General features: G+C 41.2%; 8 protein-coding genes. 5 read left to right on the top strand and 3 right to left on the bottom strand.

The genetic code is table 11. The features are described from left to right. Window positions 1-436: 436 nt before the first annotated feature. On the top strand, window positions 437-1,795 hold the full coding sequence (locus H4J65_RS06980; protein WP_182135864.1) for a dicarboxylate/amino acid:cation symporter: 1,359 nt from the start codon (window positions 437-439) through the stop codon (window positions 1,793-1,795). A 122-nt stretch (window positions 1,796-1,917) separates the two neighbouring features. Here H4J65_RS06980 and H4J65_RS06975 read toward each other — a convergent pair whose 3' ends face one another. From H4J65_RS06975 to prlC, 3 genes are read right to left on the bottom strand one after another with little or no spacing between them, the layout of a single operon-like run. Beyond that, complete coding sequence (locus H4J65_RS06975; protein ID WP_182197003.1) at window positions 1,918-2,709, bottom strand: class I SAM-dependent methyltransferase; 792 nt, start codon at window positions 2,707-2,709, stop codon at window positions 1,918-1,920. Continuing rightward, window positions 2,699-3,412 carry a DNA-3-methyladenine glycosylase I gene (locus H4J65_RS06970; RefSeq protein ID WP_182197001.1) on the bottom strand — a complete coding sequence of 238 codons (714 nt, stop codon included), beginning with the start codon at window positions 3,410-3,412 and terminating at the stop codon, window positions 2,699-2,701. The genes H4J65_RS06975 and H4J65_RS06970 overlap by 11 nt, the downstream gene beginning before the upstream one ends. A gap of 5 nt (window positions 3,413-3,417) precedes the next feature. After that, a complete protein-coding gene (gene prlC, locus H4J65_RS06965; RefSeq protein WP_182196998.1) occupies window positions 3,418-5,460 on the bottom strand; it encodes an oligopeptidase A in 2,043 nt (680 codons plus the stop codon). A 258-nt stretch (window positions 5,461-5,718) separates the two neighbouring features. Here prlC and gorA point away from each other — a divergent pair, with 258 nt between their 5' ends. The 4 genes from gorA to H4J65_RS06945 all read left to right on the top strand — a co-directional run bounded on the left by gorA (window position 5,719) and on the right by H4J65_RS06945 (window position 14,775). Continuing rightward, window positions 5,719-7,071, top strand: a complete 1,353-nt coding sequence (gorA, locus tag H4J65_RS06960; RefSeq protein ID WP_182135860.1) for a glutathione-disulfide reductase — start codon at window positions 5,719-5,721, stop codon at window positions 7,069-7,071. A 217-nt stretch (window positions 7,072-7,288) separates the two neighbouring features. Further along, window positions 7,289-8,200, top strand: coding sequence for a 1,4-dihydroxy-2-naphthoate octaprenyltransferase (gene menA, locus H4J65_RS06955; protein WP_220465104.1), 912 nt, complete (start codon window positions 7,289-7,291; stop codon window positions 8,198-8,200). Window positions 8,201-8,731: 531 nt separating this feature from the next. Further along, window positions 8,732-11,476, top strand: coding sequence for a DNA polymerase I (gene polA, locus H4J65_RS06950; RefSeq protein WP_182196993.1), 2,745 nt, complete (start codon window positions 8,732-8,734; stop codon window positions 11,474-11,476). A 449-nt stretch (window positions 11,477-11,925) separates the two neighbouring features. Then, entirely contained in the window at window positions 11,926-14,775 is a 2,850-nt protein-coding gene (locus H4J65_RS06945) for a pitrilysin family protein (protein WP_220465103.1), read from the top strand.

The following is a 14,775-nucleotide window of genomic DNA, read 5'->3' as shown; positions in this document are numbered from 1 at the left end:
ATAGTTTCTACGAAGAAATCTAGGCTTATCGATAATATGAGCAAGCTTATATCCATTTCTTTTTCTTAAGTTTACGTAAAGACTTTACCATGCGCGCACTAGCTAAATAAACCTGCTTTTAGTTTAGAATAATGCGAGGTACTGCGCACGTAAATGCATGAATAATTATTATATCATTTAATGGCTGTGTTTTAAGCGCTCTGAAATTTTGCTGCTTAAGCGTTATCACTCGTTTCCTAACAGTGAGGACTTGTGAAACCTTGATATTAATCAAAATGATCTTAATCTTTCCTGATTTTAGCGCTCGTTGTCATGGTAATTACGCTAATAGTTATTATGCTTATATCAGGAAAATTCTCAATCTTTGGTTACGCCATTAATCAAGGGTGAGCTGGTAGTGTAAGGGTAAAACCAGCATCAATAATCAGGACTAAAAATGACACAATCAAAATTATTTTTTAATCCATTAAAAAACTTAGCTGACCAATTTGATAAATTGGTTGAAGGTAAACTATGGCTGAAAGTTATCATTGCCTTAGCACTAGGGGTTATTTTTGGCGTGTTAATGGGGCCTGATTTAGGCTTGCTTTCAGCTGGAACCGTTAAAATTATAACGGCTTGGCTTGCCTTACCCGGACAAGTGTTTTTAGCGATTATTCAAATGATTGTTGTGCCCTTGGTGGTTGCTTCAATTGTTAGAGGTCTGGCGGCTAATAATAATCCGGCAGCGATGAAAAAAAATGGCATGATCGCTTTATTATTTATCATGGTATCAACGGCATTTGCCGCCGCAGTGGGGATTGTGCTGGCGCTTAATATACAACCAGGGAATTTTGTTGATGCCACCTCATTAATTGATGCTAACGTGGCACCTATGGTTAATAACGTGGCTAAAGGATTTCCTGCCGCCGCAGAGTTCCCTAGTAAAGTTTCAGCCCTGATACCTAAAAATCCACTGGCATCTATGGCCTCTGGTGAAATGTTGCAAGTTATATTGTTTGCCGCCGTTTTAGGCGCGGCTTTACTGTCTATTCCTGCGCAGCAGTCTAAACCATTATTTGACCTTTTAGGTGCTTTACAAGAGGTAAGTTTACGTATTGTGTCATGGGCCATGCTCTTAGCACCTTTAGCTGTTTTTGGCTTAATTACCCGCTTAGTCGCCAACCTTGGTTTGAATGTGCTAACCGGCATGGCTATTTACATGGCCACGGTATTATTAGGCCTATTGATTATTGCGATTGCTTATTTTATTGTCGCCAAAATAACCTTGGCACAGCGTTTTGGCGAGTTTTTTGTGAACGTGCGAGAGTTACTTTTACTGGCGTTTTCCACCAGTAGCTCGGCTGCGGTAATGCCATTAACCTTGCAAGTTGTTGAAGATAAGTTAAAAGTAAAACCTGAAATATCCCGATTCTTAGTGCCATTGGGGGCAACCATTAATATGACAGGAACGGCACTTTATCAAGGCGTAGCGACAGTATTTCTTGCGCAGGTTTTTCATGTCGATTTAACCTTAACCAGTTATATATTTATTGTCACTATGTCGGTGGCGGCATCGATTGGCTCACCCGCAACGCCAGGAGCAGGGATTATCATTTTAAGCATGGTACTCGAAGGTGTGGGTATACCCGCTGCCGGTATTGCACTGATTCTTGGGGTTGATCGGATATTAGACATGTGCCGAACCTCAGTCAATGTGCTTGGCGATGTGGTTACCTGCACAACCGTACAATACGTGACGACCAACGCGGCGCCAGACGAAAGTATCTCAAAGCTGGATAGCCCTGTTGGATAACTCAACTGTGAGCGTTAATTGCAGTGATGGCAGTGTGAAGTTTGGTCGTTCTAGGGAGCAAGGGCAAAACATGACAGGATTAAAAATAAGGCATGCAAAGTACAGAGCATGCCCATATTTCGTTAATTATGTTTCGGGATCGCTTGATTTACATAAACATCAAAGCGATTTTTTTTCATATTAATACTGGTTGACGGTGCTTTACCGGCTAGCGGTGGTGCATAGCTTGGGCGTTTAACCACCACACGATACTTGGCTAAGGCAATGGCAGGCGCTAGTAAGTTGTCAGCATCTAGGTCTTCACCTACTAGTGATTGAAATACACGCATTTCTTTTTTAACGGCGGCTGACTTCTCACGGTGCGGATACATAGGATCAAGGTAAATTACATCAGGTTGTTGGGCTAACGGAATATCTGCAATTAATGACGAGCTAATTAAACTCATGCGCTCGGTAATATCATTAATTTCAGTGCTGAGTTTTGCACGCTCTAAACCGTCTTCGAGTAAGGCGGCTACAATCGGCATACGTTCCATCATGGTTACGTAACAACCTAATGTTGCTAAGACAAAGGCATCACGGCCTAAGCCGGCGGTGGCATCAAGTACCTTGGGAGTAAAACCATGTTTTAAGCCCACCGCTTTAGCAATATCTTGACCTCGGCCACCACCAAATTTTCGCCGATGGGCGGTTGCGCCATCAACAAAGTCAACGCAAATAGCGCCAATTTTTGGCTCATCAAGTTTACTCAGTTCTAAGCGTTGCATATTAACTTGTAAGGCAAACAGTAAGTGAGGATGATTTTTTATTGCGGCAATATCACCGATATAATCAAGTTGCCATTTTTTGGCGATTTTTTTTGCCTTGTCGACATCGACAGAATCTACATAGGCAACAGCAATGTTATTCAGCATCGAGAACCTCTTCTAAATGAACATGATTATCACCCGTTGCGTAAGCAATTAAACGACTGAGTTGGCCGAGTGACAAGTCACACTGTGTTTGCCAGTCATTAAAGCTTGCTTGAATGGCGTTTAAGCTAGATTTTGTTTGAATACCACCAGTGATAATGTCGTGAGCGCGAAAATAAGCTTCCACATCTCGGCTTAGAATAAAGGTGTCTTTGCCTAACGCGCGCAGCGCATAAGGCCCAGTATTTCCGCCTAGGCGTTGACCCTGTTTTTTCAAATAAGCCCATAAGCCAATAATGTCAGCACTGGGCCACTGGGCAATAAATTCAGCAAAGCTATGGCCTTGTTGCTGCTGGTCAAAGATCATCAGCGCATTAGCTTTAATGGTTTTAACTTTATTAAAGTTACGGATTATTTTAGGATCGCTGGCTTTTCGCTCCATCATTTCTTCTGGCATCATTAAGACTTTTTCAATAGTAAAATTGAAAAAGCTTTCTTCGAAATTGGGCCATTTATTTTCCACTACGCGCCAAACAAAACCCGATTGAAAAACCTTTTTACTGAACTCAGATAAAAATCTGTCGTCAGTTATTGTGGGCAATAAATGATCTCGGTTACCTGGGCCTAATAATATATTAAGTCTAGCCGCACCACCTTTGCGGGCAGCGGCGCGTTGATAAATATCATCAAATTTTTCTAATGCCATGGTGATTAACCTGTAATGCCACTGTGACGCAGTAAAGCATCTATTTTAGGTTGTCGACCACGGAAAGCTTGAAAGAGTTCGCTTGGCTCTTTTGAGCCGCCCATTTCCAGTATATTGGTTAAAAAGTCATGACCCACGCTTTGGTTGAAAATACCTTCGTCTTCAAAGCGAGAAAAAGCGTCACTTGATAAGACCTCGGCCCATTTGTAGCTATAATAGCCAGCGGCATAACCGCCACCAAAAATATGGCCAAAGCTGTGTTGAAAACGGTTGAACTCAGGCGCTTTAATAACCGCGTAGTCTTGGCGTACTTTATCTAGCACTTGCTGAATTTGATCACCTTTTTCTGGGCAATATTCTGCATGCATTTTAAAATCAAACAAGCTGAATTCAAGTTGACGGATCATTTGCATTGCGGATTGAAAGTTCTTGGCCGCTAACATTTTGTCGAGCATGTCTTGCGGTAAAGCTTCATCAGTTTGGTAGTGACCTGAAATAAAGGCCAGTGCTTCTGGCTGCCAGCACCAGTTTTCTAAAAACTGGCTGGGTAGTTCAACCGCGTCCCACGGCACACCGTCGATACCCGAAACACCCGCCGCGTTAATTTGCGTTAGCATGTGATGAATACCATGGCCAAATTCATGGAATAAGGTCACGACTTCGTCATGGGTAAATAATGCCGGTTTATCGCCGACTGGGCCATTAAAATTACAGGTCAGATAAGCAACCGGGTATTGCATATCACCATTAGCTAATTCACGACGGCCGACACAATCGTCCATCCAAGCGCCGCCACGTTTTTTCGAACGGGCGTATAAGTCTAAATAGAAGCTGCCTCGACGTTGCTGTTTACTGTCAAAGACATCGAAAAATTTGACATCTTTATGCCAAGTATCTACCCCTTTACGTTCGCTGATATTTAAACCAAACAAGCGATGCACCACTTCAAATAAGCCGGCAACCACTTTGCTTTCAGGGAAATAAGGTCGTAGTTCTTCGTCAGAAATGGCGTAACGCTCTTGTTTTAGTTTTTCACTGTAATAGGGTAAATCCCATGCTTGTAAATCACTTTGGGCAAAATTTTGTTTCGCAAAGGCGGTCACTTCGACTAAGTCTTGTTCACCTTGCGCTTTTGACTTAACCGCTAGGTCTTCTAAAAAGCCTAATACTTCATGGCTGTTATTGGCCATTTTTGTTGCCAATGATTTATCGGCAAAGCTGTTAAATCCTAGTAAGTTGGAAATTTCATGACGCAAAGAAAGTAATTCCGCCATAATAGGGCTGTTGTCATATTCGCCGCCGTTTGGCCCTATTTCAGAGGCGCGGGTAACATAGGCGCGATACATTTTTTCGCGTAGCGCTTGATTGTCGCAATAGATCATCACGGGTAAGTAGCTTGGAATGTCTAAGGTAAATAACCAACCGGTTTTTTCTTGTGCTTGTGCTAAAGCTTGTGCCGCTTCTTTTGCGCTTTCAGGTAAACCGGCTAAGTCTGCTTCATCAGTAATATTAACGCTAAAGGCTTGCGTGGCGTCGAGAATATTATTACCAAAAGTTGAGCTAAGTTCTGATAAGCGGGTCGATATTTCACCGTAGCGCTTTTTATCTTGCTCGTTCAGTGCAATGCCTGAGAGTTTGAAGTCTTTTAAGGTGTTACTGATGACTTTTTGTTGCGCTGTGTTAAGTGCTTTAAACGCTGCACTGCCATTTAATTGCTGGTAGGCCGCAAATAATCCGGCGTGCTGGCCAACAAAAGTACCGTATGCAGATAAAAGTGGTAAACATGACTCATAAGCATCGCGCAGCTTATCACTATTGACCACTGAATTCATATGCGAAATGGGTGACCATAATTTACCTAACACATCATTTACTTCATCAATAGGGGCAACTAAATTGTCCCAAGTGAATTGGGTATTGTTTGCTAATACATCCGCAATCACTGTTTTACACTCTTTGATGGCTTGTTCAACCGCAGGTTTAACATGTTCTGGCTTGATTTTCGAAAATTGCGGCAGTGATGTCTTTTGTAATAATGGATTGGTCATAAAATTCGCATGTTTGCTAGATGATGCTGTAGATGTAATGGCAGATCAGTCGATAATCAAGGTGTAGCTTTCACTATTTAACACTAGAGAGGCAATTGAGAGAAAAATTTGAAATTTAATCGTTAAATATTATGTCATTTGCTGTCATAAAGAGGCAATAATGACCGGCATTGGCTGCGATGCTTGAATTTTGATGCTTTAAGTGCAATATAATCACTTGATGCTTTAAGCGCAATATAATCACATAGGAATAATAATATGACACAACATTTTGACTACATTTCGATTGGCGCCGGCAGTGGCGGTATCGCTTCTGCAAACCGAGCTGCACGTTTAGGCAAAAAAGCCGCCGTTATTGAAGCTAAGCATATTGGTGGCACCTGTGTGAATGTCGGTTGTGTACCAAAAAAGGCGATGTGGTATGCCGGACAAATTGCCGATGCATTACACTACGCGAATGACTACGGTTTTAAAGCGCCATTACAAAGCTTTGACTGGTCAAAGTTAGTAAAAAATAGAGAAGCTTATATTGAACGCATTCATGCGGCTTATGCGCGTGGTTTTGCCAGTAATGACGTTACCGTGATCAAAGGCTTTGCTAAGTTTGTTGATAAAAACACCTTAGACGTTGACGGGGTTTTATATACCGCTGACCATATTACCATTGCAACAGGTGGACGCCCAAGTCGTCCAGATATTGAAGGGGCTGAGCATGGTATTGACTCAGATGGCTTTTTTGCTTTAACCGAACAACCTGAAAAAGTTGCCGTGGTGGGGGCGGGTTATATTGCTGTTGAGCTTGCCGGTGTGTTGCATGCGCTAGGCAGCGAAGCTCATTTATTAGTGCGTAAAGAAAAGCCATTACGTAATTTTGATGACATGCTAAGCGATACGTTAGTAGAGCAAATGGCCAAGCATGGTCCAACACTACACACCATGAGTGTGCCAACGCGGGTTGAGAAACATCAGGATGGCAAATTAACCATTCATTTAGAAAATGGCCATAGTGTCGGCCCAGTAGACAGCTTAATTTGGGCGATTGGTCGTGAGCCAGCAACCGATAATATTAATATTGCCTCAGCAGGTATTGAGCTTGATGAACGGGGTTTTATTCCCACAGATAAATATCAAAATACGGATGTTGATGGTATTTATGCCGTTGGTGATAATACTGGCCGAGCCCAGTTAACGCCGGTTGCCGTCGCTGCTGGACGCCGCTTATGTGAGCGTTTGTTTAATAATAAGCCAGATTCGTATTTAGACTATTCCAATATAGCTACAGTGGTGTTTAGTCATCCGGTTATTGGTACGGTGGGTTTATCAGAAAAAGAAGCGATAGAAGAGCATGGCGAAGCGCAAGTTAAGGTTTACAGCTCTCAATTTACCGCTTTATATCAAGCGATTACTGAAGATTATCGTGACCCTACTCGCATGAAATTAGTCTGTGTAGGTAAAGAAGAAAAAATAGTGGGTATTCATAGCATAGGTTTTGGTAGCGATGAATTATTACAAGGCTTTGCGGTGGCGATGAAAATGGGCGCAACTAAGGCTGATTTTGATAATACTGTGGCTATTCACCCAACCTCAGCAGAAGAATTTGTCACTATGTAATTCATTAGGCTGTAGCTAATGATGCTTTAGTTTATTAGGCTTTAGGTTATTAAGCGTGTTTTTGCGTTAATGTAAACGCTGTATTCGTCATAGGGTACAGCGTTTTTTATTTTTCAAAGTTTAAGTTGATCTAGCTTCTTTTATGTCTAAATATTGGCTAGTCATTGTCTACATATAAGATAAGGTCAATAACCCTAATACTTCAACAGCCAAGCTAATGTTAATAAAGTCGCCGCTCAAGTCTCAGCTCAAATCTCAGATCAAATATTGGTGGCTGGCCATTCGGCCTCGCACCTTACTCGCCTCCATGGGTCCCATTTTATTAGGCACAGCATTGGCGACCCGTGAGGTTGACATTAACAAGGGTATATTTTTCTCGGCCTTAGTCTGTGCTATGTCATTGCAAATTGCGGTTAATTTAGCGAATGACCTTTTTGATAGTTTATCTGGGGTGGATAACGAACAAAGAGTGGGGCCGGTAAGAGTGGTGCAAGCGGACTTAATCTCATTATCAGCGATAAAGCTTGGCTTAGCACTAACATGCACTGTGGCCATGCTTTCAGGGCTTTATCTTGTGGTTGAAGGGGGTTGGTGGATATTGGCGCTTGGCGTGTTGTCATTTTTAGGCGTGTTTACTTACAGTGCTGGACCCTTTCCATTGGCGTCAAATGCTTTGGGTGAAGTTACCGTGTTAATTTTCTTTGGCTGGGTGGCAGTGCTTGGCAGTTATTATTTGCAAACGGGCAGCCTTTCATTACTCGCCTTTGGCTTAGCCACCAGTGCAGGATTGTATAGCAGCGCCATTATGCTGGTGAACAATATTAGAGACATTGCTACGGATCAAGCGGTAAAAAAATATACCTTGGCGGTTATTTTAGGTGAACACAAGGCCAGAATGTTACTCGCTATGCTCATTACAGCTGCGTTAATTATTCATGCAATATTTGCCATACAGGTATCGTTTATACTTTGGCTCACTACTATTTTACTTGTGGCGCCAAGTTATTATGTGATTAAAAAAGGCTTTACCTTGCAAGGATCGGCACTTAATTCATTATTAGCTAATGTTGCTCAAGTAGGTTTTTTATATTGCTTTAGTGTCGCTTTGAGCGTGATGATATTTTTGTAATAACGGGGTGACAGTGAATGGAAAAATAGATGTACGATTTTGTCATGTTTTGTCATAGTGAAGACCAAGATTATTTAAATTTTTACAACAATTAAATTTATATAATTAAGCTAGCCCTTGTCAAATATAGCTTATGTTTTTTTGTTATTTAAAGGTGTCATAAAACGGTAAAAATAGTTTAACAATTGTCTGGTAATGAGGTTGTTTTCTGGTAACCTCTTAGCTCGCTTATTTATGTTGTTCGTTAATTAAACAGCTAAATTTAAGCTGAGAGATTTATTTATCCACATAATAAAAAAATAATAATAAATATTTGAAAAGGATTTCAGACTTACCTTTTTTCATCTAATACAAGTAGTTAAATAATAGTTGCCGTAAAGTTCGCCAGAACTTTAAGGTTTTTCATTGTGGTTTTCAACATACTTATCCACAATTATTGCTAATTGATGCGCCTAAATATAATGAATAGCTAGAGACAATTTGCCGATTATGGCATGCTTAGCCAATCTTTCTCCCAGTTATAAAATTATCATGCCAACTTCTGACCAATCACCGCTTATTTTAGTCGATGGTTCATCTTATTTATTTCGTGCTTATCACGTGCCATATTTGCAAGCTTTATCCACTTTAGACGGCCAACCTACCGGTGCTATTACTGGCGTTTTGAACATGTTCAGAAGTCTAAAAAAAGACTATCCCAATGGCAACATCGTGGCGATATTTGATGCCAAAGGGAAAACCTTTCGTAATGATATGTATGCTGAATATAAAGCTAATCGCCCGCCCATGCCGGATGATTTACGCACGCAAATTGCGCCAATACATGAAATTATTGTTGCCATGGGTTTACCGCTGTTAGTTATTGATGGCGTGGAGGCTGATGATGTTATTGGCACTTTATCGCATCAAGCCACCGCTTTAGGCATTGAAACCGTGATTTCAACCGGTGATAAAGATATGGCTCAGTTAGTTAACCCGCATGTGCGTTTAATTAACACCATGACCAATGTAGAAATGGATGAAGCAGGCGTTATTGAAAAATTTGGTGTTCGCCCTGATCAGATCATCGACTACCTTGCCTTGATGGGCGATAAAGTTGATAACATTCCTGGCGTGGAAAAGTGTGGACCTAAAACAGCGGTAAAATGGTTAACCGCACACCCTAGCTTAAAAGAAGTTATGGCACATGCCGACGACGTTAAAGGTAAAGTAGGTGAAAACTTACGTAGCGCTTTAGTACACCTGCCGCTTTCTTATGAACTTGCCACTATTAAGCTCGACGTTGACCTTGAGCAAAGCGTTGCTGAACTGCAACCCAAAGCACCTGATACTGAAACATTAAGAACGCTTTACCAAAAATTTGAATTAAAACGTCTATTAACTGATTTAGACGCTGGCGATAGCAAAGCGGATACTGCAGTTAAACCAAGTAGCGAAGCGGTTGCCGACTTGCCTGCTGACGTTGACACTGAATATGACATTATTATTGATAAAGCCAGCTTTAATGTTTGGCTTGAAAAATTAAGCGCTGCTGAGCTGTTTGCTTTTGATACTGAAACCACCAGCGTTAACTATATGAAAGCTAAACTGGTCGGTTTATCATTTTGTATTGAAGCCGGTAAAGCGGCTTATGTGCCACTAACGCATGATTATATTGATGCGCCAGAGCAGCTAGAGCTCGACTGGGTGCTTGAGCAACTTAAGCCATTATTAGAGAGTGAAACCTGCTGTAAAGTGGGGCAAAATTTAAAATACGATGCCAATGTGCTCTCGCATTATAATATTGCCATGCAAGGTATTGCTTTTGACACCATGCTTGAGTCTTATTGTTTGAACAGTGTGGCAACGCGCCATAACATGGACGCGCTAGCAGAAAAATATTTAGGCTATAAAACCGTACATTTTGAAGATATCGCTGGTAAGGGCGCAAAGCAGCTGACCTTTAATCAAATAGAAATTGAAAAGGCCGGTCATTATGCCGCTGAAGATGCTGATATTACCATGCGTTTGCATCAAGCCATTTACCCACAATTAGCCAAAGTGAGTTCGCAGCTCTCTGTTTTTACCGATATTGAGATGCCGTTATTGCCTGTACTTGCCCGCATGGAACAACATGGGGTATTAATTGATTGCGATATGTTGGCTCAACAAAGCCAATCCATTGGTACACGTTTAGCTGAGTTAGAGATTGAAGCGCATAACCTCGCAGGTAAAAGCTTTAACTTAAGCTCGCCTAAGCAATTGCAGGTCATTTTGTTTGAAGAGCTAAAAATACCGGTTATTAAGAAAACCCCTAAAGGTGCGCCTTCAACGGCAGAAGAAGTGTTACAAGAATTAGCCTTAGACTATCCATTACCGAAAGTGATCTTAGAAAACCGTGGCTTAAGTAAGTTAAAGTCAACTTATACCGACAAGTTACCCTTACTAGTCGGGGCAACCACTAACCGTGTTCATACCTCTTATCAACAAGCGGTTACCGCAACAGGGCGTTTATCTTCGACCGATCCAAATCTACAAAACATTCCTATTCGTAGTGAAGAAGGACGTAAAATACGTCTGGCTTTTATTGCTCCGCCTGAGCATAAAATTGTTGCGATAGATTATTCTCAAATTGAATTACGCATTATGGCGCATTTATCAGACGACCCGGGCTTAGTTAAGGCGTTTTCTGAAGGTAAAGACGTGCATAAAGCAACGGCAGCAGAGATATTTGCCGTACCGCTTGATGAAGTCACTATAGATCAACGCCGCAGCGCGAAAGCGGTTAACTTTGGTTTGATTTATGGTATGTCGGCATTTGGCTTAGCAAAACAACTTAATGTGCCTCGCCATACTGCACAAGCCTATATTGATAAATACTTTGAGCGTTATCCTAATGTTTCTCAGTATATGGAAGATACCCGTCAACAAGCCACTGAAACAGGTTATGTAGAAACCTTATTTGGTCGTCGACTGTATTTACCGGACATTAAAGCAAAAAATGCCATGCGCAAAAAAGCCGCTGAACGTGCAGCGATTAACGCACCTATGCAAGGTACTGCGGCTGATATTATCAAAAAAGCCATGTTGGCGGTTGATGCTTGGATACAAGCGCAAAACGATCCTAGAATCAAAATGACCATGCAAGTACACGATGAATTAATTTTTGAAATTCACCAAGATATTGTTGAGAAAACCACAGCAACCTTGGTTGAAATTATGAATAATGCCATCACCATGAGTGTGCCATTAATTGCCGAAGCCGGCATTGGTGATAACTGGGAACAAGCGCATTAGTGATATCAAAGGGGGGTATTACTCTAGTATTTTGAACTTGTGAATAAACAATATTTAATGTACTTACTATTGTTTGGTTGAAATTAATATCCTTGCTTCACGTTCTTATTAAATAACGCCGAGTGATCCCTTCATGGTGTGTTGTTATTCAGGTCTCTATCCAGAGGCCTTTTTTTTCACCATTTTTCTCTTATTCAATATTCACTCATTCAAGCTCTAAGGCATGTGTTGAATGAAGCAACTGTACTTGTGATGTTTATCTGCCTTCGGTCTATGGCGACTAAATTACCTTAGACGAGCAAGCTCAGGCATAGGCACAGGTGAACTTTACATTAAGCTAAAGGTCAACAGTGGAATAATATCACTTAGCTATTGTACTTATGCACAATGGCGATAAAATCATAGCCGCTCTACTAAATTTATATCATGATTGAATCGAGGAAAATATTTTGAAGAAATGGACGTTACCGCTGTTACTGACTTGTTTAGTCGCCTGTGAAAATACCGATAAGTTGCAAACCCAAACACCTGATCGCATTGTTGATGGCATCACTTTTGTTGAGCAAGTGCGAACAGCAGCGAAAAAAACGGTGATCCCATATCAAAAATATGTTTTAGACAACGGTTTAACTTTGATTTTGCATCAAGACAGTTCAGACCCTTTGGTTCATGTTGATATGACCTATCACGTGGGCTCTGGCCGCGAAGAAATTGGTAAGTCAGGTTTTGCGCATTTTTTCGAACATATGATGTTTCAAGGCTCAGAAAATGTTGCTGACGACGAGCACTTTAAAATAGTCACTGAATCTGGCGGCACCATGAATGGCACCACCAACAGCGATCGCACGAATTACTTTCAAACCGTACCAGCGAATCAACTAGAAAAAATGTTGTGGCTTGAAGCTGACCGCATGGGATTTTTAGTGGATGCCGTGACACAAGAGAAATTTGAAATACAACGTGAAACCGTAAAAAACGAACGTGGCCAAAGTTATGAAAATCGTCCTTATGGGCTCTTGCGAGAACGTGTTGCGGAAGCTATGTATCCTGTAGGTCATCCTTATTCATGGCAAACCATAGGTTATATTGACGATTTAAATCGCGTTAATGTGAATGACTTAAAAGCCTTTTTCTTGCGTTGGTATGGCCCTAATAATGCCACATTAACCATAGGCGGTGATCTTAATGTTGCTGACACTTTGGCAATGGTGAGCAAATATTTTGGCACTATTCCTCGTGGCCCAGCGGTAAAAATGCCTGAAAAATCTAGCTTTACACTCGAGGCTGATCGCTATATTTCTATGGAAGACAATGTGCATTTACCTTTAGTGTATATGTCGTATCCAACGGTGAGTGTTAGGCATAAAGATGAAGCCGCATTAGATTTACTCTCGAGTATTTTAGGTGGAGGTAAAACCTCATTACTTTATAAAAACTTAGTTAAAAATCAGTTGGCTGTGCAAGCCTCTGTCAGTCATCCTTGTGCTGAGCTCGCCTGTACTTTTAATATGTTAGCACTTCCGCATCCAGCGTCAGGTAACACCTTGGCAGATATGGAAAAAGTGATTCGTGCTAGCTTGCTTGAATTTGAAAGTCGGGGTGTTGAAGATGACGATTTAATCAAAGCAAAAGCCGAAATGGAAGCTAACTTTGTCTTTGGTTTGCAAAGTGTAGCCGGTAAAGTTAGCCAATTGGCAGCGAATGAAACCTTTAAAGGCAATCCAAATTATATTGAGCAAGACATTGCCCGTTATGCCAAGGTCACCAAAGCTGATGTAATGCGTGTTTATGAAAAATATATCAAAAATAAACATGGCGTGATCATGAGCATAGTACCAAAAGGGAAAAAATTATTAGTTGCTGCGCCAGATAATTTCACACCACCAGCACGGGTTATCCCTGAACGTGCGATGACTTCAGATACCGACTTACAAGTGCGTAAAGCACAAGACAATTTTGACCGCAGCCTTATGCCAGTTGCTGGCGCAAATAAAGCCGTTGAAGTACCCAAAATGTGGCGCGAAACTTTTGCTAATGGTATGAAAATACTAGCAACACAAAGCAGCGAGACACCAACCACCTCAATGTTGATCAAAATTCCTGCGGGTCATTATTATGAAAGTAAAGAAAAGGCCGGCACAGCAGCACTTTTAGCTGCCATGTTAAATGAGTCTACCAGCAAACGTAGCGCTGAAGACATGAGCAAAGCTCTGCAAAAACTGGGTACTTCGGTTAGTATCTCAGCGGGTAATGACTATTTAGCGGTCAATATAAATACCTTAACTAAGCATATAGACGCCACGCTTGCCTTAGTTTATGAAAAATTAACCATGCCGGCGTTTTTGCCAAGTGAATTTGAGCGTAATAAAAGCAATGCCATTCAAGGTGCTATTAATGGTAAAAAAGATGCCGGATATTTAGCGTCAAATGCTTATCGCCAGTTACTGCATGGCGATAATATTGCGGCAACTTCTAGTGCGGGTTCAGAAGCCTCATTAGCTAATATCGAATTAGCCGATATTAAAGCGCTTTATCAAGAGCAAGTGCAGCCAAAAGGTAGTGAAATAATATTGGTGTCAGATTTAAACCAACGCGATATTTTGCAGTCTTTGAGTATCTTCAAAGCATTGACGGGCGCAGGCAAAGAGCTGTTATTAACCTTACCCGACTCAAATGCTAAGCGTGGCGTTATTTATTTAGTAAATAAAGACAATGCTGCGCAGGCTGCTATTCGCATAGGTAAACGCTCAATTACTGAAGATATTACCGGTGAATACTATCGAGCTTACTTAATGAACTTTGCTTTAGGCGGGGCATTTAATAGCCGTATTAATCTAAATTTACGTGAAGATAAGGGCTACACCTACGGTGCGCGTTCGTATTTTTATGGTGATAAATTCTCTGGCACCTTTACCGCAAGCGCAGAGGTGCGGGCTGATGTAACAGACAAGTCGATTGTTGAATTTGTGAAAGAAATTACACATTATGCGGAGCAAGGAATTAGCGATGAAGAGTTAGCTTTCATGCGCAACGCCATCAACCAAAAAGATGCGTTAAAATATGAAACACCAGGTCGTAAACTCGGATTTTTAGCACAAATTTTAGAACACGATCTAACGGCTGATTTTGTCAAAGAGCGCAATGACATTGTGGCTAATATCAGTAAAGCAGAAATTAACGCGTTAGCGAAAAAGCATTTAGTTTTAAGCGAAATGCTAATGGTGGTAGTGGGCGACGCTAAGACCTTAAAACCTCAACTTGAGGCCTTAGGTTACCAAGTGATTAATTACGAAATTTAA

Source organism: Colwellia sp. MB02u-9 (assembly GCF_014077085.1).
Classification (GTDB): domain Bacteria; phylum Pseudomonadota; class Gammaproteobacteria; order Enterobacterales; family Alteromonadaceae; genus Cognaticolwellia.
The sequence above is the reverse complement of the archived record's forward strand: the minus strand, read 5'-3'. Positions and strand labels throughout refer to the sequence as shown.

Coding starts and splice junctions, on each gene's coding strand:
- H4J65_RS06980 (WP_182135864.1), top strand. CDS start 437: ATGACACAATCAAAATTATTTTTTAATCCATTAAAAAACTTAGCTGAC.
- H4J65_RS06975 (WP_182197003.1), bottom strand. CDS start 2,709: ATGCTGAATAACATTGCTGTTGCCTATGTAGATTCTGTCGATGTCGAC.
- H4J65_RS06970 (WP_182197001.1), bottom strand. CDS start 3,412: ATGGCATTAGAAAAATTTGATGATATTTATCAACGCGCCGCTGCCCGC.
- prlC (WP_182196998.1), bottom strand. CDS start 5,460: ATGACCAATCCATTATTACAAAAGACATCACTGCCGCAATTTTCGAAA.
- gorA (WP_182135860.1), top strand. CDS start 5,719: ATGACACAACATTTTGACTACATTTCGATTGGCGCCGGCAGTGGCGGT.
- menA (WP_220465104.1), top strand. CDS start 7,289: ATGTTAATAAAGTCGCCGCTCAAGTCTCAGCTCAAATCTCAGATCAAA.
- polA (WP_182196993.1), top strand. CDS start 8,732: ATGCCAACTTCTGACCAATCACCGCTTATTTTAGTCGATGGTTCATCT.